Below are 26342 nucleotides of genomic sequence, written 5' to 3'. Positions count from 1 at the left end.
AGAAGGTATAAATATGGAAAATAAAAATCCTATAGTAACTATAGAAATGGAAAGTGGAAAAACTATAAAAGTTGAGTTATATCCTAATATAGCTCCCAACACAGTAAATAACTTTATAAGCTTAATAGATAATCATTATTATGATGGAATTATATTCCACAGGGTAATAAGAGGATTCATGATTCAAGGTGGATGCCCACAAGGAACTGGAATGGGTGGACCAGGATACTCAATAAAAGGTGAATTTAACAGCAACGGATTTGCTAACAATTTAAGACATGATAGAGGAGTAATTTCTATGGCAAGAACTATGATGCCTAATAGTGCAGGTTCTCAATTCTTCATCATGCACAAAAACTCTCCACACTTAGATGGACAATATGCTGGATTTGGTAGAGTAATAGAAGGAATGGATGTAGTAGATGAAATAGCAGATACTCCAGTTGATAGAGGAGATAAACCTAAAGCCGATCAAATGATAAAAACTATGACAGTTGAAAAGTTCGGAGTTGATTATCCAGAAGTAGAAAAAATGTAATAAATGTAAAAAATAGAAATAAATACTATTTACAACTTGTGTTACATGATTTACAATATTTAAAGTAAATCCTAAAAACAAAACACAAACACCAGAAGAAATAAACCGTTGTAATAATATTATTACGAGATAATGATTTAAAAATAAAAAATGACACAGATTAATCTGTGTCATTTTTTGCTTTTAATAAATTGTATTTTTATATACTTGGATTACATATTATTAACTGCATCAGTTAACTTAGGTACTAATTGTTTCTTTCTTGAAACAACACCTTCAGCAAATACACCTTGAGTAGCATTTACATTGAAAGCTTCAGATATTATTTTATCTTCACCTTTGTATATTAAGTAAGAACCTTCGTTTATTATATCAGTTATAGCAAGCACTAACAGATCAAACTTAGTTGCATTTATATAAGTTAAAAATTCTTCTTTTTTAGATAAAACTGCATCTATATCTAAAGTCATAACTTGTCCTATACCAACCTTTTTACCGCTCATATCGAATTCTTTAAAGTCCATATTTACTATTTCTTCTATGGAGAATCCTTCTAATGAAGTACCTGCTTTAAACATTTCCATTCCATATTTTTCGTAGTCAACCTTAGCTATTTCAGCTAATGCTAAAGCAGCTTCCTTGTCTTTTTCAGTAGTAGTTGGAGATTTGAATATTAAAGTATCTGATAATATTGCAGATAATAATAATCCAGCTATTTCATAAGGTATTTTCACATTATTTTCTTTATATAAACTGTATATTATTGTACAAGTACATCCAACAGGCATCATTCTTACGGATATTGGAAGATCAGTAGAAAGGCATCCTATTTTGTGGTGATCTATTACTTCTACTAAATTAGCTTCTGTTATTTCATCAGCAGTCTGAGCAACTTCGTTGTGATCTACTAAAGCAACGTCTTGTCCTTTTATTGCTCCAACTGGTAATACCTCCGGTGCATCTACTTTAAAATAGTCTAAAACAAACTTAGCTTCTTTTCTAGGCTCCTCTAAAGCATAAGCTTTAGCCTCAGTACCTAATTGTTTTTTTAAATATGCTAATGATATTGCTGAGCATATTGAATCAGTGTCAGGACTTTTATGTCCAAAAACAAATAAACTCATATATAAAACTCCTCTCATAAATTACGAATAGTAATTAATTTATTGTATTTTTATTAACATCACATATGGAAATTAATATGTGATATTATTTTATATAACAATAATTATATCAAAATCTTGTTAACACTGACAATAATCTTAATAGATGATAATTTTATTATTGTCGATTATTATAGATGTAATAACAAATAATTGATAAATTATTAAATATTAACGTTAAAAATTTATCAATATATATAAAAAAATAATACATATAAACAAAAAATTTAAAATATTCAGAAAATTTCTTGACATGAGAAAATTTTGGTATTACAATTGAATTATAAATAAAGAAATAAATAAAAATAGGGGCCTGTTAAGGCCCCCTTAATTTTTTCCCCTTAATTTTTACTTATAATAACTTTCTCTTGAAGGTTTTTAATTTTAAAAATGCTATTAGAAAAATCTACTTCAAAGTTTGCAAAAGCAGAAAATAAATCTATATCTCTCATAAGATGCACTGTCATTAAGTGGTCTTCTTTATTGATTCTTAGAAGAATAGATCTAACATATGGGAATTGAATTCTAGAGTTAAACATTTCTGATTCACCAACATTTATATCTACACATCTATAATTTATATCTATATACAAATCTACATCATTATCTTCTTCTCTTATTATTCTGTAATCGAAATCACTATCTAATTTTAATTTTCCTATTTTAATCATTGTTTCACCTCTCAAATAAGTATTTATATTCATATGCTTAGTATACAATATAAATTATATTATCATAAGTTATCAACAAAAATTTAATTTATATACTTAATGATTGCTAAAATAATAACATAAACCGGTTTTAATAAAAAAATAGAGAAGAATAAATTTATTCTTCTCTATTTAGCAAAAAACGTAGCTTCCACTGGGGAAATGAAAGCTTATATTGGGGGAGATTGAGTTAAATATTTAAATTACATTAATATTATTGTCTTTGAAATGAAAATTTATACATGAAAAATAAAAAAATCCATTTAATTATATGGATAATCTGTTATTCATATTGATATTCCACATAATTTTGTTTTTCCAATTAAAAATCAAAATTCCGAAAGTATGATAACTTTCGGAATTTTGATTATCTTTTAGGATTTATGAAAGAAGCTCCTAAATATTTTTTTATATCTTCATCTGAAGAAAAATCATCAATAAGTATTTCACGTCCAGAATCTTCAAATATAACTAAAACTTCAGTGTTTCCTTTTAAGAAAGCTTTTTTAACAGTTTCTTCTTTTACTTCTCTGGTTTTAGTTATTCCTTTTTTAGCCTTATCAAAATCCTTAGTGAAATAACTTTCCATCATATTAATAATTTTTGTATATCTGTTCATTTAGTAAGATACCTCCTACAATTTATAGTAATAAATGTGATATAATAAGTTTTTGTATTAACCTAATAATTATAACAAGGAGAATGTACAATGGCTAGTATAAATAATAAAGATACTTTAAAAAGCATAGATTATGCTAAAAAAAATCAACTATTTGAAAAGCTTAATAATATATATGATACTTTACCAAAGGGTGATTGTACAGGCTGTGGAAACTGCTGTATGGAATCTGTTGGAATTAATTTAATAGAATTTTTAAATATATTTAACTATTTACAAGATAAGAATGAACTAAGAAAAAAATCTCTTGATAAAATAATAGATTATTATTTTTTAGAGTTTATAGAAAAGAAAAGTTGTCCTTTCAAAGATGGAAATAATAGATGTGAAATTTATGAAGTAAGACCATTAAATTGTAGGCTATTTGGTCATTGGAAAAAAGAAGATTATAATAAAAATCTAAAAGATGTGACAGATAAAAATAAACAGTACAAAAATATTATGAAAGTTAAATATGGTATTAATATAAGTGATGAAGTAGTAAATTACAAAATAAAATATTGTGAAGAATTTATGCCAGAAAATAGATATTTGTCTAAAAGTGAAAGATTAAATTTTGCTGATAATATAATGGTGTTAGACTCTAGGCTTTTTTCAAAGGGAGTGATTGATATAGAATTTAGAGATAGAGGGGTTGTAGAATACTTTATTGACTCACTATTAGACCAAAACATGTCTTATAATATTAAAGTAAGGATTTCTAAGGAAAGAGATACATCAAAAAGAACAATAAGTAGACTGAAAAGAATACTAATCAAATAAAAGAATTGGCAGGTGGGATAAGTGAAATTAACAAATATAAATGGAAACACTTATTACATTAAGGGGGGAACAAATACAGGTGTAATTAAATTAGATGATAATAAGGCCTTGATAATAGACCCAGGTCTTGGAGGAATAAGGCCAAGTAAGATGATGGACCTGCTAAAGGCAAATAATATGAATATAAAATATATTATTAATACCCATGAGCATGGGGATCATTATGGTGGATGTAGCAAACTGAAAGAATTTGACAATAATATCCAAATATTATCATCTTCAGAAGCTAAGATATTTATAGACAATCCTAGGAAATTTGCAGATTATACTGTGGGGGGAAAGGCTAATAAATTTTGGAAATTTAAAGTATCTGAAGAAAAAAACAATTCAACTAAAGTGGATGATACAATTGAAGAAGGTAATCTAGTATTAAATAATAAAAAAATTGAGATAATTAAACTAAAAGGACATAGTGAAGGAAGTATTGGAATTTTAACGCAAGATAAGGTTTTATTTGTAGGAGATTTGTTTGTAGGAATTCACATATTAAATAAATTCGAATTACTTCTATTATATGATGTAGAAGAATATTTAAATTCTATTGATAGAATAGAAAACATGGATTTTGAATTTATGATTTTAGGTCATGGCAAAGAAATTTATTCAAAATCAGATAGCCAAAGTATTATAGATGCTCATAGAAATGCAATTAATAAATATGTGAGTCAGGTGAAAGACTTGTTAAAATTACCTATGACTATAGATGATATATTAAAAAATATAATAATTAATAATAATTTAAGTTGCAATTATACGGAGTATCACTTTTTTAGAAGTAGTATAGTATCTATAATTAGTTATTTATGTGATTTAAATCAGATAAATTATAGTATAGAGCTGGGAGAAATGCTTTATTATTCTAAAAAAGCATAAATTATGTTAAAATATATATGATTTGAAACTAGTATAAAGGGTGAATAATATGAAGTATGAAAAATGGGATGAAGTATTAGCTCCTTACGAACATGCGGTTGAAGAACTAAAAATAAAATTTAAAAATATAAGAAAAGAGTTTCTTACAAAGGGTGAGTATTCTCCTATAGAATTTGTTACAGGTAGGACAAAAAAAATATCATCCATAATATCTAAAGCCAACAGATTAGAAGCTGAAGATATTGAAAGAGAAATTGAAGATATAGCTGGGATAAGAATTATGTGTCAGTTTGTAGAAGACATATATACTTTAGTAGATTTGATAAAATCAAGAACTGACATGACTGTAGTATACGAAAAAGATTATATTACTAACTTTAAAGATAGTGGATATAGAAGTTATCATGTTATAATTAATTATCCGATTAACTCTATAGCAGGGTATAAAGAAATATTATGCGAGATTCAAATAAGAACGTTAGCCATGAACTTTTGGGCAACTATAGAGCATTCTTTAAAATATAAATATGAACATTACATACCGGAAGATGTAGCCAATAGACTTAGAAGAGCTGCAGATGCTGCATTTTTATTAGACCAAGAAATGAGCGAAATTCGAGAAGAAATAATGAAAGCTCAAGTTATGTATCAAGCAAAGTCACTTACAATTAGAGAAGTTTTAGGAAAGATACAAGAGCTATATGATTTAGGGGAAATTAGTAGAGCTATAAACTATCAAAGAAGGCTTGATAGAATAGATAGTCAAAGAGATATTAAAGAAATTGTAGCATTGAAAGAAGAAATAGGAGAAATACTACAGTATTATAAAAATAAAAAAAGAAATGATTAGTGGGGGCTGTCTTAATTAATTTAAGGCAGCTTTTTAAAATAAGGAAGGATGAAAGTATGAGTTTATATGCAATAGGTGATCTACATTTCTCCACATCGGTAAATAAACCTATGGATATATTTGGAGATAACTGGGACAATCACCAAAATAAAATAATAGACAATTGGAAAGAAATTATAAAAGAAGACGACACAGTACTAGTATTAGGGGATACTTCTTGGGCTATGAATATGGAAGAGGCAAAGGAAGATTTAGATATAATTGATAATTTACCAGGTAAGAAAATTTTTATCAAAGGAAATCACGATTTTTGGTGGTCATCACTAAGTAAATTAAAATCAGCTTATAAAAAAATTACTTTTTTACAAAATAGTTATTACAAATACGAAAATATTGGAATTTGTGGTACTAGGGGATGGCTTTGCCCCAATGAAGTGAAATTTGATGACAATGATGAAAAAATATATAAAAGAGAACAACTAAGATTGAAAATGTCCTTAGAAGCAGCTATAAAAGATGGTTGTGAAGAGTTAATAGTTATAACTCATTATCCACCGACTAATGACAAACTAGAAGAATCAGAGTTCACAAAGATTTTTGAAGAGTACAGGGTTAAAAAAGTTGTATATGGTCACCTTCATGGAACAGAGTCCTTTGAAATGGGTCTAAAAGGAGAAAGAAATAATGTGGAGTATATATTGGCTTCAAGTGATTATATAGATTTTAAACCAATAAAAATAATGGAGTAAGAAATTAGAAAAATGTAAATACTATAAAACATAATGTCAAGAAATAAATTAAGTGGTTAATATTGGCAATTTTACTTAATTTAAAAAGGAGTGTTAATAAATGAGATGGATATTAGTATTCATACTTTTATATCTTATACCACTTACAGTGCTATTTAAAAATTATAAAAGTTTTAAAAGAGCCTGTATTTATGGAAGTATTTATATTGTTTTATCGACAACAATGGTAATCACAAATATATATTTAAGTGGTCTTAGGGTTTTAGAAGATACTTTAGACTTTGAAGATGACTTAGTGTTAGAAACTTATTTAGATCAACATAATATACAAACTATTTATAATAAACAAGATATAAAAAAATCAGATTTGCAAAAAATAGACGAATTTAAGAAAGATATTTATTCAATTGAAAGAATTGCTTTAATACCTATGAGAGAATGTCTTCCTTACACTAATAATTTGCAAAAAGGGTTGGAGAATTTAACACAAATAAAAGACGATGTGGTTTATGCAAAAGAAATGTGTGAAGATGTGGTAGAAATATACGATAATATGAAAGTACCAACCTTATCTAAAGATGAATATACTCAAATTTTAGACAGAGCAAAAGTAAATGTTAGAAAAACTTATGAACTAAGAACTTTAGCAATGGAAAGCTCATCAAACTTAATAGACACAAAAAACCCTATTTATATCAATAAGATAACTGAGTATCTAAAGTTATCAGATAAGGAAATTACAAGTTTTAAAAATAAGATTAATGAATTAAAAGAAACAATTAAAGAAGAGTAATTAAAAAACCTATGGTTATTTATATATAATCATAGGTTTTTTGTAAAATAACACATTAAATGTATTAAATAATATAGTAGCAATGTATATTTGATTAATAGTATTTAATTTTTACGCAGAATAAGATAGTTATTACTGTCCTTTTGATTTATACTTATTTATATGATATAATTATTTTTTCATAAATATAGGATTATTTGCTAACATATAAATAGATATGTTAGAGAGTAATGATAAAATAGATAAGGTAAAATGGTTAAAAATATTATGTGCTTGTAAAAACTAATTTTTAAAATAACTTACAGTTAATTTAAGAATGGGTAATGGTATAATTATAATAAAGACATAAAATATGACAATAGAGCTAAGATTAAAAATTGGGACATCTAAAAGATAATTAATAGTATGTAATCAAGTTTTAATTATTAGAAAAGGAGGCGAAGATTATGATACAACTTAAATTAAAGAATAAAAAAGGTAAGTTTAATGTTAATAGTAGGGAAGTTAAAGACATATTAGAAATCAGACAAGATATAGATTTTGTACAGGATATATCAAATACTATAAATGAAAAAGGTATAATGGTATTTGACTGTAAGCTTGCTGAAAGTATATTTTCAAAAGAGTTAGCAAAACAACTTATTGAAGAATCTGCTGGTGAAATAGATGAATCATTTTTCGAATTATTCTTTGAAGATGTCAGAGCCTTCCTAAAAGATACTACTGATGAAATTGAGGCGGAACTGCAAGAAATATATCTAGTAGATAATATAAGATGCTGTTGTGATATTTACAGCATTAACGATGAATTTACAGACTTTAAGTTTGTATTTGTTGTCAGCTTTAAAGAAACAACTATTGCTGTTTTAGAGAATTTGGCTAAAATTATTTCAAAAAGACAATTAGCAGGGGCATCTAAATACTACTGTTAATATAAATGATAGTTTTTATCTAATATTTTAGATTATTTTTACAAACTTAAATTATTAAATTGACAATGAAAATTGTAATAATTACAATTTATTTAGAAAGATTATTTTAACAAGAACCTAAAAGACACTTTTAGAAAAGTAAAATTTAGACAGATTATAAATATTCTATATATTCTGCTTAGTATATATAAAATATGAATTAACAATCTGTCTTTTTTTATACGTAAAAATAGGAATTAACAGAGGGGTTATAAATTTATAGAGGGGAATGAGAATTAATGAAGGAGATAAACACTAAAGATGCTGTAGGCCATGTTTTATGCCATGATATAACTCAAATAGTTAAGGATAAGGTAAAGGGAGTCGCTTTTAAAAAAGGACATGTGGTAAAAGAAGAGGATATAGACACTTTATTATCTTTAGGTAAAGATCATTTATATGTTTGGGAGAAGAAAGAGGGAATGCTTCATGAGAATGAGGCAGCAATTATATTAAAAGATATATGCAAAAATGAATATATGGAAGAATCAGATGTAAAAGAAGGAAAAATAGAACTTTCTGCAAGTATAGATGGTTTGTTTAAAATAAATGTTGATAAACTTAGAGAAGTAAATGCTCTTGGTGAAATGATGATAGCAACAAGACATCAAAATTTTCCTGTTAAAAAAGGAGATAAATTAGCTGGAACAAGAATAATACCATTAATAATAGAAGAAGAAAAAATGAAAAAAGCAAAAGAATTATGCTGTGATGGACCTATACTTAGTATTAAGCCTTTTGTACATAAAAAAGTTGGAATTGTAACGACAGGTAATGAGGTATTTTATGGGAGAATAAAAGATACTTTTGGACCTGTAATAGCTGAAAAGGTAGAAGAGTTTGATGTGGAAGTACTTGGACAAGCTATTGTGAATGATGATCCTAAAAATATAACAAATGCAATTTTAGAATTTATTGAAAAAGGTGCAGATATGGTTTTATGTACAGGAGGAATGAGTGTTGATCCTGATGATAAAACACCTAAAGCAATAAAAGACACAGGTGCAGATATTATTAGTTATGGGGCACCAGTGCTACCAGGGGCAATGATGTTAGTGTCCTATTATAAAAATGTTGATAAATTAATACCGATTATTGGCCTTCCAGGATGCGTTATGTATGCAAAAAGAACTATATTTGATTTAATTTTGCCTCGTATTATGGCAGATGAAATAATTACTAAGAATGACTTAAGCAGATTAGGTATAGGTGGTTTATGTTTAAATTGTGATGTTTGCAACTATCCAAATTGTGGATTCGGTAAAGGAATATAGAAATTTATAATAGAAATATAGAGGTGATACTGTGAACATAGGGGCCTTAATACTTATGGGTGGACAAAATACACGTATGGGAGGTAATATAAAAGGACTTTTAAAAATAGATGAGGAAACATTTTTAGAACGAATAGTAAGTGTCCTAGACGATTTTTCTACTATATATTTATCAGTTAACAAAAGATTTTCTTCAGAAGAAATTAAAAAATATGAAGAAATGGGATTATCAGTCATAGTAGATACTTATGATGATATTGGTCCTATAGGAGGAATGTATTCATCTCTTAAAAAATGCAAAGAAGATTATTTATTTATAACAGCATGTGATATGCCATTTATAAATAAGGATTTAATAAATGAATTACGGTTAAATATGAGAAAAAATGTAGATATTGTACTTTTTTCTAAGGATAGATTATTATACCCTTTAGGAGCTATATATTCAAAAAATGTTATTCATTTTATGGAGGAACTGATAAATAGCAAGGAGTATAAACCTTTAAAATTAATTCGTAATAGTAATTTTGTTGAGATACCATTAGAAAATACAAACCTATCAGATGATGTTTTTAAAAATATTAATACACCAGAGGAATATGACCAGTTAATTAGATATTATAATAAATAAAATTTAATATTCTCAAGCTAACACATCTAAGGATAACAATCTATGATATCTAGCCAGGTAAATTATATTTATCTCGGGTTAGTATGGAAACATGCTAGCCTTCCATTGTTTGAAAAGAGAATTTATTTTTAGTTAAGGATATATTTATAGCTTTAGCTCTGTTTAACTATGTTTTCTTTTTAATAACAAGAGGACATAGTTTTTTTAGTTGTATAAAAATCTTTAAACATAATGTGTTGTATTATAAGTTATAAGTAAATTATATAAATTTTAATTTGTATCAGAAGGAGATTATCTATGGAAAATATTGAGTTAGAGTTTGCTTTGCAAGTTATAGAAGAGTCAGTAAATCAAATAAATAATACAGAGTTAATAAAGATAGAAGAATGTAGAGAGAGGATAATAGGAGAAGATATTTATGCTCCCATAAATCAACCACCTTTTAATAGGTCACCTCTTGATGGATATGCACTGAGGTCAGAGGATACTGTAGGTGCAAGCAAAAAAAATCCTATTAAATTACGTGTTGTAGATGAGATTTTTGCTGGAGAAAATATAAATACTGAAATACAAAAAAAAGAAGCAATTAGAATAATGACAGGTGCAGAAATTCCAGAAGGAGCAGATTGTGTAATTAGACAAGAGAATACTAATTACAGTATGGAAGAAGTGGAAATTTATGATGAACTAAAAAAATATGAAAATTATTGTTTTGCTGGTGAGGATGTAAAAAAGGGAAGCAAGTTAATTTCTAAAGGTGAAAAATTAACATACATACATATTGGTCTACTAGCTACTATGGGAATTACAGAAGTATTAGTAAAAAGAAAACCTAGAATAGGAATAATCAGCACCGGAGATGAAATTATTAGCTCAGGGAAACCATTATTTAAAGGTAAAATTTATGATAGTAATAGAATAACTATTTCGATGAGACTTATGGACTTTGGATGTGAAATAGTTAGTTCTAAAATTATAGAAGATGAAGTCTGTCAGGTAAGTAAAGAAATAAATAATTTGATAGATAAAGTAGATGTGATAATAACTACAGGAGGCGTATCTGTTGGTAAAAAGGATATAATGCATGAAGTTATAAAGAAAATAAATGCCGAAAGGTTGTTTTGGAGAGTAAGAATGAAACCAGGAACACCTGCAATATATTCTATTTACAAAAATAAACCAATACTTTCTTTGTCAGGAAATCCTTTTGCAGCCATAGCTACTTTCGAAATAATGGGAAAAGAACTAATATATAAATTAAGTGGAGATGAAGATTTAAAGCAGATAAGGATAAAATCTATTATGAAAGATAATTTTTTAAAAGAAAGTAAAGGAAGGAGAATTGTAAGAGGGATTTATAAAAATAATAAAGTATGTCTTCCCAAAGGTGGACATTCTCCGGGTATGATGGCTTCTATGTTAGGATGTAACTGTTTAATAGATATAGAACCTGGAACGAAACAACTTCTAAAAGGAGATGAAGTAGATATTATACTTATATAGGAGAGGCTAATATGACTAATAAACCATTTTTAATTGCTATTTGCGGATGTAAAAATTCTGGTAAAACTACATTAATTACGCAGCTTATACCGAAGTTCTGTGATAAAGGTTATAAGGTTGCAACAATTAAGCATGATGGACATGATTTTCAAGGAGATGAAGTTGGAACAGATACATATAAACACAAAAAGGCTGGAGCGTTTGGTACTGCTATATTTTCAAATAATAGATTTATGGTAATAAAGGAAGAAAAATCTGTAGAGGAAACTTTTTTTATCAAGATGTTTCCAGAAGCGGACATTATATTTTTAGAAGGATTTAAATCTTCTAACTATCCTAAATTAGAAATTGTAAGAAAATATAATTCAAATAAACCTGTATGTAATGAGAAAAACTTAATAGGAATATTATCAGATTTAAATGTTATAGATGGAAATTATAACTTAATAGATCTAAATAATATAGATTTAATAACTGAAAAAATATTAGACTATATGAATAACTATGGGTAGTAAATGAATTTATAAATAAATATTTTAATCTATAAATGGGGGATGTTTATGATAGATAAACTAAATAGAAAAATAGAATATATGAGAATATCAGTAACAGACAGATGTAATCTTAGGTGTGTTTATTGTATGCCAGAAGAAGGGATAGAAAATATTTCTCATGAAGAAATTTTATCATATGATGAAATTATTAGAATTTGTAAATGTATTGCAAATTTAGGGATTAAAAAGATTAAAATTACGGGAGGAGAACCTTTAGTAAGAAAAGATATAATTAATTTAATTAAAGAAATAAAGAAAATAGATGGAATCGATGAAGTTACTATAACTACAAATGGTGTACTATTATACGAAATGGCAGATCAATTGTATGAAGCAGGAATAGATGCGGTTAATGTAAGTTTGGATACTTTAAATAGAGATAAATTTTTTAAGATAACAAGACGTGATAAGTATGAAAATGTATTTATGGCCATAAACAAGCTTATTGGCCTAGGTATAAGGGTAAAAATAAATTGTTTAGCTATAAAAGAACATAACTTAGATGAGATAGTTAAAATTGCAGAGTACTCTAAAAATGACAATATAGACGTAAGGTTTATTGAACTAATGCCCATAGGTTATGGTAAAAGCTATACAGGAATATCAAATGAAATAATATTAGGTCTGTTGGAAGATAAATATGGTTCATTTAAAAAAGTAAAAGAGAAGAGAGGAAATGGTCCAGCAATATATTATAAAAATGATGAATTTAAAGGATACATAGGTTTAATTAGTGCTATTAGCAATGAATTTTGCGAAACTTGTAATAGAGTAAGGCTTACAGCTAATGGATTTTTAAAATTATGCTTGCATTATAATAAAGGTATAGATTTAAAAGCACCAATAAGAAGTGATATTACAGATAAAGAGTTGGAAAACATGATATATCATGCCATAAGAAATAAGCCATTAGGACATAACTTTTATCATGATAGCAATTTAGAAAATATAGATAATAAAAATATGGTACAAATTGGGGGATAAGGAGAGATTAACAATGGGAAAAATTATTGCTGTATGTTTGAGTGAAAAAAAAGGAGTACAAAAGAAGAGTGTAGATGAAGGAATATTCATTGAAGATTTTGGATTACAAGATGATGCTCATGCTGGAAAATGGCATAGACAAGTAAGTTTATTATCGTATGAAAAGGTTGTGGCATTTAATGCACTAGGTGCTGGTGTAGAGTCAGGAGCTTTTGGAGAAAACTTAGTCGTGGAAGGGTATGATCTTAAGAATATTCCAGTTGGAACAATATTTAAATGTAATGACGTAGTTTTAGAAATTACTCAGATAGGTAAGAAATGTCACAATGGATGTGAGATATTTAAGAAAATGGGCGACTGCATAATGCCAAGAGAAGGTATATTTGCAAGAGTTTTGCATGGCGGAACAATAAAACCAGGCGATGAAATTGTAATTAAGGGAGAATAATATGTATAGAGTCGGAATAATAACAGCGAGTGATAAAGGATCTAAGGGAGAAAGAGTAGACGAAAGTGGTCCAAAAATAAAAGAAATAGTGTCTAGCTTTGGATACAAAGTAGTTTATTATAAGGTTTTGCCTGATGATAAAGATATGATTTCAAGTGAGATGAAACAATTATGCGATGAAAATATTGTAGATTTAATTTTAACCACTGGAGGAACCGGTTTTTCTAAAAGAGACAACACTCCTGAAGCAACACTAGATATAGCAGAAAAAATTGTACCAGGTATACCAGAAGCTATAAGAAGTTATAGTATGCAATTTACAAAAAAAGCTATGCTTACTAGAGGTGTATCAGTTATAAGAAAAGAAACTTTAATAATTAATATGCCAGGAAGTCCAAAAGCTGTAAAGGAAAGTATGGAGTGTATAATGCCAGCTTTAAATCATGGGATTGATATATTAAAAGGATCAGCTAGTGAATGTGGAACAAAATAAATTTTGAATATGTTAGCATTGTGATAATAATGCATGGGAAAATATTTGATAAAGATTCAAAATTTATTGACAATTTGAAATATATATACTACATTTAAAGTATAAAGTGAATATAAAGTTCTCCGATTTTACCAAACCTAAGGATTAACTATGGTTAGTAAAACAGTAGGGTATAATTAGAAATTTTTATGCCTCCCAATGGAAAGGAGATAGTAGAATTATAATACTGTCTATTTTCCAAATAGAACTTATTTGTATGGAAATAACCATCATTTAAGAAGTATTATAATACTTTTTGGATGATGGTTTTTTATTTTATGTTTTTAGTAAGTAACATATTGAAATCACAGCTGGTTTAAAAAATTATTAATTAAGTTTAAGGGGGATAACACTATGAATGGATATGTTGGAAAAGTACTAAGAATTAATTTTTCTAATCAAGAAGTAAAGACGGAGGAGTTAAACTTAGAACTAGCTCAAAAGTATATCGGAGCTAGAGGATTAGGAGTAAAAACTTTTATTGATGAGGTAGACCCTAGAGTAGATCCACTAAGTGAAGAAAATAAATTAATTATAGCTACAGGACCTTTAACTGGTTCACCAATGCCAACTTCGGGAAGATACATGGTTGTAACAAAAGCACCTTTAACAGGCACAATAGCTATATCAAATTCAGGTGGTAAGTGGGGAGTTAAGTTTAAATCAACTGGGTACGATATGATAATAATGGAAGGTAAATCAGAAAAACCAGTTTACTTATATATAGATGATGAAACAGTAGAAATTAAAGATGCTTCAAAATACTGGGGAATGGTATCCTCAGAAGTAACAAATGCATTAACTGAAGTTCATCCTGGGACAAATGTAATGTGTATAGGGCCAGCAGGAGAAAAATTATCACCTATGGCAGCTATAATGAATGATGTTGATAGAGCAGCAGGCAGAGGTGGAGTTGGAGCTGTTATGGGTTCTAAAAATGTAAAAGCAGTTGTTGTCAAAGGTAGTAAAAAAGTAGATGTGGCTGATGCAGAATTAGTCAAGAAAGTTAATTCCGATAAAGTAAACATATTAAAAAATGACCCAGTTGCTGGCGGAGGTTTACCTACTTATGGTACAGCTATTCTAGTTAATATAATTAACGAAAGTGGTATACATCCAGTTAGAAACTTCCAAGAATCATATGCTGAAAAAGCTGATTTAATAAGTGGTGAGGCTATGACACAAAACTGCTTAGTTAAGAAAAATCCTTGTCATAGATGTCCGATAGCTTGTGGTAGATGGGTAAGATTAAAAGACGGAAGAGAGGTAGGAGGACCAGAGTATGAAACTCTATGGTCATTTGGTTCAGATTGTGATATTTATGATTTAGATGCTATAAATGAAGCAAATGAGCTTTGTAACGAATATGGATTAGATACAATATCAGCAGGTGCTACAATAGCTGCTGCAATGGAACTGTATCAAAGAGGATATATAAAAGATGAAGAATTAGTAGCTGACGGGCTATCTCTAAAATGGGGAGACGTAGATGCTATGGTGGGCTGGACTAAGAAAATGGGTCTTAGAGAAGGATTTGGAGATAAGTTAGCAGAAGGCTCATATAGATTATGTGAAAGCTATAATGCTACTCAATATGCAATGACAGTTAAGAAGCAAGAATTACCAGCTTATGACCCAAGAGGAGTTAAAGGTCATGGTATAACTTATGCAGTAAACAATAGAGGTGGATGTCATATTAAAGGATATATGATAAATCCAGAAATATTAGGTGTACCAGAAAAATTAGATAGATTAGAATTAGAAGGAAAACCAGCTTATGCTAAAGTTTTCCATGATTTAACTGCAGTAATAGATTCTATGGGACTATGTATATTTACAACATTCGGACTGGGATTAAATGATTATACAGAAATGTATAATGCTGTTTGTGGTGATATATATACTCCAGAAACTTTATTAGAAGCAGGAGATAGAATATGGACATTAGAAAAAATATTTAACATAAAAGCAGGAATAGATAAATCTCAAGACACATTACCAGAGAGATTATTAAAAGATCCTGTGGTAGCTGGTCCAACAAAAGGTGAAATACATGAATTAGATATATTATTACCTGAGTACTATAGTGTGAGAGGTTGGGATGAAGATGGAGTTCCTACTGAAGATACACTTAAGAAGTTAGGACTAGACGAATATATTGGTAATATTGAAGCTGGAGCAACTTGCTAGTTTTTTAATATTATAAATTGACAGACTTGGACTATAATTTAAGGTAATAACCCCTAATTGTGTTAGGGGTTATTACTGTTTAAGGAGATGAATAGATGGAGGTCGAAGTAAGGTTATTTGCAACTTTTAGAGAAGGAAGAGAAAAAAAGCAAAAGATTACGATTATCGAAAATACAAGTATTTTAGATATTATTAATCTACTGAATATAGATGAAAAAGAAGTAGCCATTATGCTTTTAAACGGTAGAGATGGAGCAAGTGATAGGTTACTAAATGATGGAGATATTATTTCATTATTTCCACCTGTTGGAGGAGGTTAAAATAAATGGAAAAAAGATACTCAAGAAATATTTCTACGTTGACGGTTGAAGAAAATGAAAAGTTAAAATATTTTAAAGTTTGTATTGTTGGTTGTGGTGGTCTTGGTGGGTATATAATTGAAATGTTAGCGAGAATAGGTATTGGAAATTTGACAGTTGTAGATATGGATGTTTTCGATGAAAGCAACTTAAATAGGCAGATTATATCCAATGAAAAAAATTTAGGGCATAGTAAAGTGTTAGAAGCTAAAACAAGGATTAATAGTATAAATCATAATGTTAAAGTAAAGGTAATTGAAGATGGTTTTAATGAAAATAATGGAATTAATATAATTTCGGATCATCATGTAGTAGTTGATGCATTAGACAGTATAGAAAGTAGGTTACTATTGCAAGAATATTGTAAAAAACTAAAAATTCCTTTAGTTCATGGAGCTATCGCAGGATGGTTTGGGCAAATATGTACGATTATGCCTGGAGATGATACATTAAACAGGATATATAGAAATAATTCCATAGGTATAGAAAAAAAATTAGGGAATCCTTCTTTTACTCCTGCAAATATAGCATCTATCCAAGTTAGTGAGGTTATTAAAATTTTATTATCCAAAGGTGATATTTTACAAAATCAAATGCTTGTTGTAGATCTTTTATATAATGAGTTTAATATTATTAATTTAGAAAAGTAATTAATATTTGTACTATATAAAAACTAAGGTTATTTTACAATATAGAAAATATTAACGAATTTAGCAACTTTCAGTCTAATAAAGAAAGGAGTATAAATTTAAATTATGTTAGATGTTGAAACATATAGTAATCCATATATTACCAAATCTATTGGGTACATAAATAATAACATAAATAAGAAATTGACAATAGATGAAATCTGTCAGTATATACACTTATCTAAATTTTATTTTTTACGAATATTTAAAAAAGAAGTGGGTGTAACTCCTTATAGGTACATATTAGATTGTAAAGTTGAAGGGGTAAAAAATGACCTGTATATTGGAATAGATATTAATACTTTAGTAGATAAATATGGATTTTATGATTTAAGTCACTTAAATAAAAATTTTATAAAAATCTATGGAATAACTCCTTTGGAATATATGAAGTCATGTAGGAGTTAATGGTAAAAAATGTATGCAATTGTTGGGAGAGCGAAAATATAGTGTTATAATTATATTAGTACTATTTATAATCAGGAGAGGGTATCCCAATGGAAATGATGGAAGTAATTGAAATTGTAATTAGATCCTTATATGTTACAGTAACAGCAACATGTATAGCTATTATTATAGGTGTATTTCTAAGTATATTGATATATTTGAATAATTTTGCTTTTAAGAAGGCAGTTATAACAGTAGTAAATTCATTAATGAGTACTCCGCCAGTTATTATGGGATTAATTGTATTTTTGCTGTTATCACGAAGAGGTCCTTTAGGAGAATTCCAATTACTATTTACATCAAAAGCTATGATAATAGCTCAAGTTTTTTTATTAATTCCAATTTGTATGAGTTTAACTCTAGACTTCTTAAAAAAATTTGGGGAGGATATATTAGATACATGTAAGATACTTCAGGCGAGTAAAAAAGACACGATTATTATATTTATCAGAGAAATAAAGTATAATATCATAACTGTGATTATAGCTACTTTTAGTAGAGGGATATCAGAAGTGGGAGCAGTAATGTTAGTAGGAGGAAATGTAAGAGGCAAAACTAGAGTGATGACAACATATATAGCGCAGTCTACATCAATGGGTAATTTTGATGAATCTTTAATGATTGCAGCAATACTAATATCTATTTCATTTTTGTCTACTTATTTTATTAGAAGATTACAAAGAGATGAATAGCTTGGAGTGGGTTTATGATTAAAATAAAAAATATAGAGAAAAAAATAAAATATCAAAAACCATTAAGAATAAATAATTTAGAAATTAAAAAAGGATATATTTATACTATAATAGGTCATAATGGAAGTGGTAAAAGTACTTTATTAAAAATACTATACAATCTTACGAATTATGATAATGGAGAAATAGATATAGAGTCAAAGGGCTTCTCCTCGGAAGTATGTCAAAGCTACATATCATATAATCCTCAAAAAGTTTGTTTTTTAAGAGGAACCTTACAAGAAAATTTTGATTATATTTATAAATATAGCCAAAATAAAAATTTACTAGATAAGAACCAACTAAATAAATTAATAAGTGAGTTTAAATTGGAGAATAAACTAAAAACAGATATTAAAAAACTCTCCGGGGGTGAACAAGCAAAAGCACAATTTATAAGGACTTTATTATTAAATAAAGACTATATTTTATTAGATGAACCTATGGCAAGTTTAGATTTTGAAACAAGGGAACTTGTAGAAAAGAAAATTAAATTATTGAAACAAGAAAATCGAGCTGTTGTATTAGTTACACATGACTTTATACAAGCAAGAAAAATTGGAGAGAAAATTATATTTATGGAAAATTTAGATTTGGTGGGAATATATAACTCTGTAGAATTTTTTAAGAGAATCTTGTAATTAAATTGTTCGGATAGATAAATTTTTATGATTTTTCTATAGATAAAATTTTTTGTTTAAGGGGGATTTTTAATGAAGAGAGGAATAGTAAGTATTATAGCAGCCACGATGATTTCTATGTTTATGGTAGGATGTTCTTCTACAAGTACTGATGATACAAACAAAGAAGAAGTATCTACAGTAAAAGAAATAACATTAGTAACAACAACAAGTTTAGATGATACAGGATTTTTAGCGGAAACATTAAAAGGATTTGAAAAAGAAAATGGGGTAAAAGTAAATGTTGTTGCAAAAGGTACAGGGGAAGCTTTAGAGCTTGGAAAGTCAAAGGATGCAGATATACTATTTGTTCATGCTAAGCAAAAAGAAGAGGAATTTATAAAAGCAGGATATGGAATAGACAGAACTGAAATAATGTATAACTATTTTATAATAGTAGGTCCAAAGGATGATTCAAATAACAAAAAAATATCTAAATTAAGTGCATCAGAAGCATTTAAATACATAAGTGATAATAATTTAGCATTTGTGTCAAGAGGGGATGAATCAGGAACTCATACTAAAGAAAAAAGTTTATGGAAAGAAAGTGGAACAAAAAATAACTTTAAAAACTACAATGAAGTAGGTAAAGGAATGGCAGCCACTTTACAAATGGCAAGTGAAATGAAAGCATATTGCTTAACTGATATAGGTACTTTCTTAGCAACTAGAGAAAATTTAGATTTAGAAGTAGTGAAAGATGCAGATAATAGCTTGAAAAATATTTATAGCATAGTAACAATAAGCGATTTAGATAAAGAAAAAGAGGAGATAACAAATAAATTAGTTGAGTACTATAAGTCAGAAGATGTACAAAATCAAATAAAAGAGTATGGTGTGAAAAAATATGGTGAACCTTTATTCTTTGTATTTGAATAATATATAAATAAGAGCCCTGTCTTTAAATTTCTACATTTAAAGACAGGGTTTTTTTAATAAAAGTAGAATATTATATTTATAATAAATATTTGTAGAGGTGGATTATTTGAGAAGACAGTTAATAGTAGATTTAGAAAGTAAAGAAACGAATGTAAAGTATATAAACAATCATGGAGAAACAAGTGAAAAGGATGATTTAAGTTTTTCTACATCTTTATTAAGTGGATATAATATTATAGGTGTGAATAGAATTGAAGTTTTTTCAAATGACATAAAATCAAAAGCCGGTGGATTTTTTTCTCATTATTTAAAATGTAATAATTATGATCTTGTGAAGATTAAAGGTAAATCATACTCACCTGTATTTATTTATATTAACAAGGATTTTGTTGAAATTTATGATGCTAAAGATATTTTTTTTATGAACTATAAGGATAGTAAAGAAACTATAAAAAAAATGCTAGGAGAAGATGATATAGAGGTATGTAGCATATCTACAGCGGGAGCTTGTAAACTAGACTTTTCAAAAATAATGTTTGGCGAAAAAAAATCTTGTGGTAAAGATGGCCTAGGCAAAATTATGGGAGATAAAAATCTTAAAGCTATTGTAGTAAAAAAAGGGGAAGTTTTAAAATTTAAGGACGAAATTATTTTAAATAATATTAATAGGAAAATAAATGATAGATTAAATAAAGATGATTTAACTTCATATTTTTCAGATGAAAATAGTTGTTATGGATGCAATATAAATTGTGAAAGTACATCAATAAAAAAACTCATTAAAAAAGGAATAGACAAGAAAAAAGCTGAAGAAATTGATGATTTATGTAATGAGTATGGTATGGATAGTATTACATTTGCCAATTTTTTTGAAGAAGAAGATATTTATAACTTAGCCCATAAGATGATAAAAAATCCAAGTCAATATAAAGTACAGCCTAATTTAAAAAATAAAAGTAAAAATGAAGAAAATATATTTGATCAATTAGGATTTTGTAGATTTTTAATAAATAAAGATATATTAACAAGGGATGAATTACAAGAATTGATTGAGTTAGCTGAAAGTTAAAATTTAAGGGGGATGAATATGAAGCTATTTGATGTAGTAAGCACCAAAGAGGCACTTAATGTAATGAAAGATAACTTTTCGTTTAAATTAAGAGAGGAAGAAGTTAGTATTTTAAATAGTGTAAATAGATATATTAGCCAAGATATAAAATCAGAGATTAATGTTCCACATTTTAGAAAATCTTTAGTAGATGGATATGCAGTACTAGCAAAAGATGTTTTTTTAGCAAGTGAATCGAATCCAGTACCATTGAATTTAATAGGTGAAAGTTATATGGGAGAAATATGTGATAAAGTATTAGACCTAGAAGAAGCAGTCTATGTTCCTACTGGAGGAATGGTACCAGCTAATGCTGAAGGCGTAGTTATGATAGAGTATGCTGAAAAACTAGGAGAAGATACTGTTTTAATTGAAAAAGGTGTATCACTAAATGATAAAATTGTGGAAATAGGTGAAGACATAAAAGAAAAAGAAATAATTTATGAAAGAGGACATCTTATTAATGAAAGAGATATAGGCGTATTAGCAGGAGCAAATATAAGTCGTATACCAGTATATAGAAAAGTAGTTGTAGGCATAATTTCTACAGGCGATGAAATATTATATCCAAATGAAGAAATAAGAGATGCAAAGATAAAAGATATTAATTCTTATATGCTTTATGGACAGCTAAGTAAAATTTCATGTGAACCAATAATATATCCTCCAGCTAAAGATAACTTAGAAGAAATAATAAAACTAATGGATAAGGCCATTAATGAATGTGATATGGTCTTAATATCAGGAGGTAGCTCTGTAGGGAAAAAAGATGAAACCATAAGAGCAATACAATCATTCTCAAATAGCAAAGTATTAATAGAAGGTATAGCTATAAAGCCAGGAAAACCCACAATAGTAGCAAGTGTTAATGATAAATTAGTATTAGGTCTTCCAGGTCATCCACTTTCGTGTGGATTTGTAGTAGAAGCCATAGTTAAACCTTTCATATTATCTTTATTTAATGTGAAAAAAGATAATAAATTTATTTTATGTGAGTTTGCTTATAATTATCATAAATCAAAAGGAAGAGAAGAATATATAGCTGTAGATATAAAAGAAGAAAATGGAAAATTAATATGCATACCAATATTTGCAAAATCAAGTGTGATTAAACATTTTGCATATTGTGATGGATATTTAAAGATAGATAGAGAATTAGAAGGTATACATAAGGGTGAAATTGTAAAAGTGAATTTATTTTAATTAAGGGGAGAATATCATGGGAAAATATTTGTCAAATATACCTTTACAAGAAGGAATTGAAAAGTATTGTGAGTTTTTAGATATTAATAAACTTAGAGAAACAGAGTATATTGATGTAGAAAAATCACTTAATAGAATGAGTAGTGAAGCAATTTATGCAAACCTATCAGCACCTTTTTATAATTGCTCAGCAATGGATGGAATAGCAGTAAAAGCAGAGTCAACTTTTTTAGCTAATGAACAAAATATGATTACATTGGAAGAAAGTAAAGACTATATGGTAGTTGATACAGGTGATCCTATACCAAAGGAATTTGATGCAGTAATTATGGTTGAAGATTTACTTGAAAAAGAAGAAAATAGTGTGAAAATAATTAAACCAACTATACCTTGGCAACATGTAAGATGCCTAGGTGAAGATGTTGTAGAAAAAGAAATGATTATTCCATCTTTTCATACAATAAGACCTCAAGATATTGGTTCTATGATAAGTGGCAAAATAGATAAAATACAAGTTTTTAAGGAATTTAAGGTTGGAATAATTCCTACAGGAACTGAGTTAATAGACAGACACACAACTCCTAAAATTGGAGATATTATAGAGTTTAATTCTAGATTATTTGAAGGTTTAGTATTAGAGTATGAAGCAGCTCCAGTAATATACCCAATAGTAGAAGATAATTATGAAAAAATAAAAAATAGTGTATTAAAAGCATTAGATGAATGTGATATGGTTCTTATTAATGCTGGCTCATCTCAAGGAAGAGAAGATTTTACTTATGATATAATACAAGAACTTGGAGAAGTCTGCATTCATGGTTTAGCAATAAAACCAGGAAAACCGGCTATTTTAGGTAAAATAAATAATAAAGCTGTAGTAGGAATACCGGGGTATCCAGTTTCTGCTTGGGTTGTTATGGAAAATATCGTAAAACCTGTAATTAGAAAGTCCATATATAAGGAAGTCGCTAAAAAAGAAATAATAGAAGCAACACTTAGTAAAAGAGTTATGAGTACTTTAAAATATGAAGAATTTGTTAGAGTAAAATTAGGATTAATAAATAATCAATATGTGGCAACACCAATAAAAAGAGGTGCAGGTACTATAACTACTTTGGTAAATGCAGACGGGGTTATTAGAGTACCTCAAAATGTTGAAGGAATTGACGAAGGTGAAAAGGTAGAAATAGAGTTATTAAAAGATATAAGTAAAATTAATAACACTATTATATCAATAGGAAGTCATGATATAGTTATGGACATTATAAACGATGAATTGATTAAAGAATCTTTTGGTAAACTTAACTTAAGCTCTACTCATGTGGGCAGTTTCCAAGGTTTATTATCAATAAAAAAAGGAGAAAGTCATATATCACCAATACATTTATTTGATGTAGAAAGTGAAACTTACAACATACCTTTTATAAATAAATATATAGACCAAAATGTAGTCTTAATAAAATTAGTAAAAAGAACACAAGGTTTAATAGTTAAAAAAGGTAACCCACTAAATATTAAATCAATAAAAGATTTAGTTAATGTGAGATACATAAACAGACAAAAAGGCTCTGGAACAAGAATTTTATTTGATTATCTTATTAAGAAAGATAATATTAAGAAAAGTGATATAAATGGATATGAAAGAGAAGAATTTACTCATATGTCTTTAGCAAAAGCTATAGATAATGGAGATGCAGACTGTGGATTAGGAGTATATTCGGCAGCTCATATTTTTGATTTAGACTTTATACCAATTTGTGAGGAAAATTATGATTTATTGTTGAGAGAGGATATGTTAGAAAGTCAATATATAGAGCATTTGTTAAGTACAATAAATAAAGAATCTTTTAGAAAGAGAGTTGAAAATTTAGGTGGCTATAATTTAAAAAATATGGGAGAAATAGTGCGAATAAAATAATAATATAACCATTTATAAAAATACATATAAAGTAATTACAAATCATACACTTAAAAATAAATTATTTATTTTTAAATGTATGAAAAGATATCAACATTATGTAGTATTTACGATTACACTAAAAAGTGAAGAAAGACTGTGTTTTTATATAAATACAGTCTTTCTTTATTTTTTTATTTGAATAATATTCTATGGGGATTAGTGTAAATATTCATTTTTGTACCTCGTACAAATCCAACCAAAGTAATATTTAGCTTTTGCGCTGTCTCTATTACTAAACTTGTGGTAGCAGATTTAGCAACAACAACAGGAACTTTAACTCTTGCTGCTTTTTTTATCATCTCAAAAGAAAGTCTACCACTGACAAATATAATTTTATTATCTAATGGAATATCATTTAATATACAATGTCCTATAACCTTATCCATAGCATTATGTCTAGCTACATCTTCACAAGCAATTACTAGTTTATTATTTTCATAAATACCAACACAATGAACACCAGCAGTGTTTTTAAATAATTGAGATAAGTTTAAATTAGTTTCCATAGTTTTATATATATCACTAACAGTAATTGTTAAATTATCATCACAAATAGGATTAGCTTTTAAAAAATCATATTCATTTAGATAAAGAATGCTTTCATCATTATTAAAGTTAGAATCATCAATATCTACATAAGCAATTTTTTCATCATGATTTATTTTAAGATTTAAAATATCTTCTTTACAGCTAATTAAATTTCTAGAACATAGATATCCAACAACTAATTCTTTTAATTTAAATGGTGAACATAAAAATGTATTTTCATATTTGCCATTAACAACTATCCCTAGAGGGAATTCTGCGACTATGGTGTCTTGATAATTAACACTTTCTAGATTATTAACTTTTATTAATGGAAATTCAAAAGAATAATCATACTTGTAATTTGCTAAATAATTTTCAATTTCTTTACTTAAATTTGACATTAAAAACCTCCTAATAAAAAAATATGGTGTGAGTGAATGTAGATAAGATTTATATTGAGCCACCTATTGGATACTTTAATTGTATCAGTTTTAATTTCTTTATAGGCGAATAAAATATTTATTTTAGCATTAAGAATAATGTATACATGTTAGAAAACTAAATATTTCGTTAAAAAATTGCTATAATTAATGTAAAGGTAATAAACTTGTAATAAGGGGGTTAATTTTATGGAGAAGAGATTTTTGACACCCAAGGAAATAGCTAATACGATGATAAATGTTGGCGTGGGAAAAGCTAACTTAAAAACATCGCCAATGATTTATTTAGGAATTTTGGCAGGTATGTATATTGCATTCGGAGGATTAGCTAATACAATAATAAGCCAAACTCTAGGGAATATAGATCCAGGTTTGGCTAAATTTGCGGGAGCTTTTGTCTTTCCCGTTGGACTTATGTTAGTAGTTATTGGAGGCGCAGAATTATTTACTGGTAACAACTTAATGACATTGGCTGTTATGAATAAAAAAATAACAATATCACAAATGTTAAGAAATTGGAGCATAGTGTGGGTAGCAAACCTAGTTGGCTCTTTAATTTTAGCACTAATAGTATTTTATGGAGGAGTTTTAGGAGGAGATGCAGGCACAAAAGCCATAGCGATAGCTGAGGGAAAAGCGTCCTTGGATGTTGCAACATTAATACTTAGAGGAATTTTATGTAATATTTTAGTTGTTTTGGGTGTATGGCTTGCAACAGCTGCTCAAGATATAGTATCAAAAATATTTGCTTGTTGGTTCCCAATAATGTTATTTGTACTATGTGGATTTGAGCATAGCGTGGCAAATATGTTCTTTATTCCAATGGGAATGTTACTAGGTGCTAAAGTTACTATGGCGGCATTAATAAAAAATTTAGTATTTGTAACAATTGGAAACATAATTGGGGGAGGTATAATAATACCTTTCTTGTATAATTATGCATATTTAAAAGAAGAACCTAAGGTTTCTAAACAAGAATCATAATAGAGAATATAATTATAAATAAAAATACTACCTTTAGTATAATAAAAGGTAGTATTTTTTATTAAAAAAT

The 26342-nt window shown here is 27.8% G+C and carries 29 protein-coding genes and 2 riboswitches; of the genes, 25 read left to right on the top strand and 4 right to left on the bottom strand.

Going from position 1 to position 26342, the window contains the following annotated elements; translation table 11 throughout:
• The first annotated feature begins 13 nt into the window (after positions 1-13).
• Positions 14-538 (top strand): peptidylprolyl isomerase, encoded by a 525-nt coding sequence (locus K0040_RS08105; RefSeq protein ID WP_228108414.1) that lies wholly within the window; start codon positions 14-16, stop codon positions 536-538.
• A 212-nt stretch (positions 539-750) separates the two neighbouring features.
• Here the strand turns inward: K0040_RS08105 and K0040_RS08100 are convergent, their stop codons facing one another.
• The 3 genes from K0040_RS08100 to K0040_RS08090 form a co-directional block, all read right to left on the bottom strand.
• Complete coding sequence (locus tag K0040_RS08100) at positions 751-1662, bottom strand: manganese-dependent inorganic pyrophosphatase (RefSeq protein WP_228108413.1); 912 nt, start codon at positions 1660-1662, stop codon at positions 751-753.
• Positions 1663-2042: 380 nt separating this feature from the next.
• A complete protein-coding gene (locus K0040_RS08095) occupies positions 2043-2372 on the bottom strand; it encodes a hypothetical protein (RefSeq protein WP_228108412.1) in 330 nt (109 codons plus the stop codon).
• A gap of 406 nt (positions 2373-2778) precedes the next feature.
• A complete protein-coding gene (locus K0040_RS08090; protein ID WP_228108411.1) occupies positions 2779-3030 on the bottom strand; it encodes a hypothetical protein in 252 nt (83 codons plus the stop codon).
• 90 nt (positions 3031-3120) lie between these two features.
• Between K0040_RS08090 and K0040_RS08085 the strand changes: the two genes are divergently transcribed.
• The 23 genes from K0040_RS08085 (at position 3121) to K0040_RS07975 (ending at position 24278) form a co-directional block, all read left to right on the top strand.
• Positions 3121-3852 carry a YkgJ family cysteine cluster protein gene (locus tag K0040_RS08085; RefSeq protein ID WP_228108410.1) on the top strand — a complete coding sequence of 244 codons (732 nt, stop codon included), beginning with the start codon at positions 3121-3123 and terminating at the stop codon, positions 3850-3852.
• A gap of 21 nt (positions 3853-3873) precedes the next feature.
• A complete protein-coding gene (locus K0040_RS08080; RefSeq protein ID WP_228108409.1) occupies positions 3874-4785 on the top strand; it encodes an MBL fold metallo-hydrolase in 912 nt (303 codons plus the stop codon).
• 49 nt (positions 4786-4834) lie between these two features.
• Positions 4835-5635: a GTP diphosphokinase gene (gene yjbM, locus K0040_RS08075; RefSeq protein ID WP_206925097.1), complete on the top strand. Its 801-nt coding sequence runs from the start codon at positions 4835-4837 to the stop codon at positions 5633-5635.
• Positions 5636-5691: 56 nt separating this feature from the next.
• The gene (locus K0040_RS08070) at positions 5692-6384 is read left to right on the top strand and encodes a metallophosphoesterase (RefSeq protein WP_228108408.1); all 693 of its coding nucleotides are present in this window, start codon (positions 5692-5694) and stop codon (positions 6382-6384) included.
• Positions 6385-6484: 100 nt separating this feature from the next.
• Positions 6485-7177, top strand: a complete 693-nt coding sequence (locus tag K0040_RS08065; protein WP_228108407.1) for a hypothetical protein — start codon at positions 6485-6487, stop codon at positions 7175-7177.
• 446 nt (positions 7178-7623) lie between these two features.
• Positions 7624-8109, top strand: coding sequence for a hypothetical protein (locus tag K0040_RS08060; RefSeq protein WP_228108406.1), 486 nt, complete (start codon positions 7624-7626; stop codon positions 8107-8109).
• A gap of 278 nt (positions 8110-8387) precedes the next feature.
• Entirely contained in the window at positions 8388-9422 is a 1035-nt protein-coding gene (locus K0040_RS08055; RefSeq protein ID WP_228108405.1) for a molybdopterin-binding protein, read from the top strand.
• 55 nt (positions 9423-9477) lie between these two features.
• A complete protein-coding gene (mobA, locus tag K0040_RS08050) occupies positions 9478-10053 on the top strand; it encodes a molybdenum cofactor guanylyltransferase (protein ID WP_228108404.1) in 576 nt (191 codons plus the stop codon).
• A riboswitch (molybdenum cofactor riboswitch) is annotated at positions 10052-10189 on the top strand. Its footprint overlaps the gene before it by 2 nt.
• A gap of 161 nt (positions 10190-10350) precedes the next feature.
• Positions 10351-11556: a molybdopterin molybdotransferase MoeA gene (locus tag K0040_RS08045; protein ID WP_228108403.1), complete on the top strand. Its 1206-nt coding sequence runs from the start codon at positions 10351-10353 to the stop codon at positions 11554-11556.
• Positions 11557-11567: 11 nt separating this feature from the next.
• On the top strand, positions 11568-12068 hold the full coding sequence (mobB, locus tag K0040_RS08040) for a molybdopterin-guanine dinucleotide biosynthesis protein B (RefSeq protein WP_228108402.1): 501 nt from the start codon (positions 11568-11570) through the stop codon (positions 12066-12068).
• A 48-nt stretch (positions 12069-12116) separates the two neighbouring features.
• Positions 12117-13094, top strand: coding sequence for a GTP 3',8-cyclase MoaA (gene moaA, locus K0040_RS08035; protein ID WP_228108401.1), 978 nt, complete (start codon positions 12117-12119; stop codon positions 13092-13094).
• A gap of 13 nt (positions 13095-13107) precedes the next feature.
• Positions 13108-13542 (top strand): MOSC domain-containing protein, encoded by a 435-nt coding sequence (locus tag K0040_RS08030; RefSeq protein WP_228108400.1) that lies wholly within the window; start codon positions 13108-13110, stop codon positions 13540-13542.
• A gap of 1 nt (position 13543) precedes the next feature.
• A complete protein-coding gene (locus K0040_RS08025; protein ID WP_228108399.1) occupies positions 13544-14035 on the top strand; it encodes a MogA/MoaB family molybdenum cofactor biosynthesis protein in 492 nt (163 codons plus the stop codon).
• A 108-nt stretch (positions 14036-14143) separates the two neighbouring features.
• Positions 14144-14260, top strand: a riboswitch (molybdenum cofactor riboswitch).
• A gap of 168 nt (positions 14261-14428) precedes the next feature.
• A complete protein-coding gene (locus K0040_RS08020; RefSeq protein WP_228108398.1) occupies positions 14429-16264 on the top strand; it encodes an aldehyde ferredoxin oxidoreductase family protein in 1836 nt (611 codons plus the stop codon).
• A 95-nt stretch (positions 16265-16359) separates the two neighbouring features.
• Positions 16360-16584 (top strand): MoaD/ThiS family protein, encoded by a 225-nt coding sequence (locus K0040_RS08015; protein ID WP_206925107.1) that lies wholly within the window; start codon positions 16360-16362, stop codon positions 16582-16584.
• 5 nt (positions 16585-16589) lie between these two features.
• Positions 16590-17273, top strand: a complete 684-nt coding sequence (locus K0040_RS08010) for a HesA/MoeB/ThiF family protein (RefSeq protein WP_228108397.1) — start codon at positions 16590-16592, stop codon at positions 17271-17273.
• A gap of 105 nt (positions 17274-17378) precedes the next feature.
• Positions 17379-17720, top strand: a complete 342-nt coding sequence (locus K0040_RS08005; RefSeq protein ID WP_228108396.1) for a helix-turn-helix transcriptional regulator — start codon at positions 17379-17381, stop codon at positions 17718-17720.
• Positions 17721-17809: 89 nt separating this feature from the next.
• Complete coding sequence (locus tag K0040_RS08000; RefSeq protein WP_228108395.1) at positions 17810-18451, top strand: ABC transporter permease; 642 nt, start codon at positions 17810-17812, stop codon at positions 18449-18451.
• Between the two features lie 14 nt (positions 18452-18465).
• Positions 18466-19131, top strand: a complete 666-nt coding sequence (locus tag K0040_RS07995) for an ABC transporter ATP-binding protein (protein WP_228108394.1) — start codon at positions 18466-18468, stop codon at positions 19129-19131.
• Between the two features lie 72 nt (positions 19132-19203).
• Positions 19204-20049 (top strand): ABC transporter substrate-binding protein, encoded by an 846-nt coding sequence (locus K0040_RS07990; RefSeq protein WP_228108393.1) that lies wholly within the window; start codon positions 19204-19206, stop codon positions 20047-20049.
• Between the two features lie 106 nt (positions 20050-20155).
• Positions 20156-21118 carry an aldehyde ferredoxin oxidoreductase N-terminal domain-containing protein gene (locus K0040_RS07985; protein ID WP_228108392.1) on the top strand — a complete coding sequence of 321 codons (963 nt, stop codon included), beginning with the start codon at positions 20156-20158 and terminating at the stop codon, positions 21116-21118.
• 18 nt (positions 21119-21136) lie between these two features.
• A complete protein-coding gene (locus K0040_RS07980) occupies positions 21137-22360 on the top strand; it encodes a molybdopterin molybdotransferase MoeA (protein WP_228108391.1) in 1224 nt (407 codons plus the stop codon).
• A gap of 16 nt (positions 22361-22376) precedes the next feature.
• Positions 22377-24278 (top strand): molybdopterin biosynthesis protein, encoded by a 1902-nt coding sequence (locus K0040_RS07975; protein WP_228108390.1) that lies wholly within the window; start codon positions 22377-22379, stop codon positions 24276-24278.
• Positions 24279-24451: 173 nt separating this feature from the next.
• On the opposite strand, the gene fdhD is transcribed toward K0040_RS07975, so the two are convergent.
• Positions 24452-25249: a formate dehydrogenase accessory sulfurtransferase FdhD gene (fdhD, locus tag K0040_RS07970; protein ID WP_228108389.1), complete on the bottom strand. Its 798-nt coding sequence runs from the start codon at positions 25247-25249 to the stop codon at positions 24452-24454.
• A gap of 228 nt (positions 25250-25477) precedes the next feature.
• On the opposite strand from fdhD, the gene K0040_RS07965 reads away from it, so the two are divergent.
• The gene (locus K0040_RS07965) at positions 25478-26272 is read left to right on the top strand and encodes a formate/nitrite transporter family protein (protein WP_228108388.1); all 795 of its coding nucleotides are present in this window, start codon (positions 25478-25480) and stop codon (positions 26270-26272) included.
• Positions 26273-26342 lie beyond the last annotated feature (70 nt).

The sequence above is a fragment of the Terrisporobacter petrolearius genome (assembly GCF_020748185.1).
Classification (GTDB): Bacteria; Bacillota; Clostridia; order Peptostreptococcales; family Peptostreptococcaceae; genus Terrisporobacter; species Terrisporobacter petrolearius.
Note: the sequence above shows the minus strand (reverse complement) of the source record. Positions and strands in the feature narration are given on the sequence as shown.

Bases quoted from the DNA above. Each gene is read 5' to 3' on its own strand.
- K0040_RS08055 (WP_228108405.1), top strand. From the start codon at position 8,388: ATGAAGGAGATAAACACTAAAGATGCTGTAGGCCATGTTTTATGCCAT.
- K0040_RS08020 (WP_228108398.1), top strand. From the start codon at position 14,429: ATGAATGGATATGTTGGAAAAGTACTAAGAATTAATTTTTCTAATCAA.
- K0040_RS08065 (WP_228108407.1), top strand. From the start codon at position 6,485: ATGAGATGGATATTAGTATTCATACTTTTATATCTTATACCACTTACA.
- K0040_RS08060 (WP_228108406.1), top strand. From the start codon at position 7,624: ATGATACAACTTAAATTAAAGAATAAAAAAGGTAAGTTTAATGTTAAT.
- K0040_RS08010 (WP_228108397.1), top strand. From the start codon at position 16,590: ATGGAAAAAAGATACTCAAGAAATATTTCTACGTTGACGGTTGAAGAA.
- moaA (WP_228108401.1), top strand. From the start codon at position 12,117: ATGATAGATAAACTAAATAGAAAAATAGAATATATGAGAATATCAGTA.
- fdhD (WP_228108389.1), bottom strand. From the start codon at position 25,249: ATGTCAAATTTAAGTAAAGAAATTGAAAATTATTTAGCAAATTACAAG.
- K0040_RS08030 (WP_228108400.1), top strand. From the start codon at position 13,108: ATGGGAAAAATTATTGCTGTATGTTTGAGTGAAAAAAAAGGAGTACAA.
- yjbM (WP_206925097.1), top strand. From the start codon at position 4,835: ATGAAGTATGAAAAATGGGATGAAGTATTAGCTCCTTACGAACATGCG.
- mobA (WP_228108404.1), top strand. From the start codon at position 9,478: ATGGGTGGACAAAATACACGTATGGGAGGTAATATAAAAGGACTTTTA.
- K0040_RS07965 (WP_228108388.1), top strand. From the start codon at position 25,478: ATGGAGAAGAGATTTTTGACACCCAAGGAAATAGCTAATACGATGATA.
- K0040_RS08070 (WP_228108408.1), top strand. From the start codon at position 5,692: ATGAGTTTATATGCAATAGGTGATCTACATTTCTCCACATCGGTAAAT.
- K0040_RS08005 (WP_228108396.1), top strand. From the start codon at position 17,379: ATGTTAGATGTTGAAACATATAGTAATCCATATATTACCAAATCTATT.
- mobB (WP_228108402.1), top strand. From the start codon at position 11,568: ATGACTAATAAACCATTTTTAATTGCTATTTGCGGATGTAAAAATTCT.
- K0040_RS08085 (WP_228108410.1), top strand. From the start codon at position 3,121: ATGGCTAGTATAAATAATAAAGATACTTTAAAAAGCATAGATTATGCT.
- K0040_RS08000 (WP_228108395.1), top strand. From the start codon at position 17,810: ATGGAAATGATGGAAGTAATTGAAATTGTAATTAGATCCTTATATGTT.
- K0040_RS08045 (WP_228108403.1), top strand. From the start codon at position 10,351: ATGGAAAATATTGAGTTAGAGTTTGCTTTGCAAGTTATAGAAGAGTCA.
- K0040_RS08090 (WP_228108411.1), bottom strand. From the start codon at position 3,030: ATGAACAGATATACAAAAATTATTAATATGATGGAAAGTTATTTCACT.
- K0040_RS07990 (WP_228108393.1), top strand. From the start codon at position 19,204: ATGAAGAGAGGAATAGTAAGTATTATAGCAGCCACGATGATTTCTATG.
- K0040_RS08100 (WP_228108413.1), bottom strand. From the start codon at position 1,662: ATGAGTTTATTTGTTTTTGGACATAAAAGTCCTGACACTGATTCAATA.
- K0040_RS07975 (WP_228108390.1), top strand. From the start codon at position 22,377: ATGGGAAAATATTTGTCAAATATACCTTTACAAGAAGGAATTGAAAAG.
- K0040_RS08095 (WP_228108412.1), bottom strand. From the start codon at position 2,372: ATGATTAAAATAGGAAAATTAAAATTAGATAGTGATTTCGATTACAGA.
- K0040_RS08025 (WP_228108399.1), top strand. From the start codon at position 13,544: ATGTATAGAGTCGGAATAATAACAGCGAGTGATAAAGGATCTAAGGGA.
- K0040_RS07980 (WP_228108391.1), top strand. From the start codon at position 21,137: ATGAAGCTATTTGATGTAGTAAGCACCAAAGAGGCACTTAATGTAATG.
- K0040_RS08105 (WP_228108414.1), top strand. From the start codon at position 14: ATGGAAAATAAAAATCCTATAGTAACTATAGAAATGGAAAGTGGAAAA.
- K0040_RS08015 (WP_206925107.1), top strand. From the start codon at position 16,360: ATGGAGGTCGAAGTAAGGTTATTTGCAACTTTTAGAGAAGGAAGAGAA.
- K0040_RS07995 (WP_228108394.1), top strand. From the start codon at position 18,466: ATGATTAAAATAAAAAATATAGAGAAAAAAATAAAATATCAAAAACCA.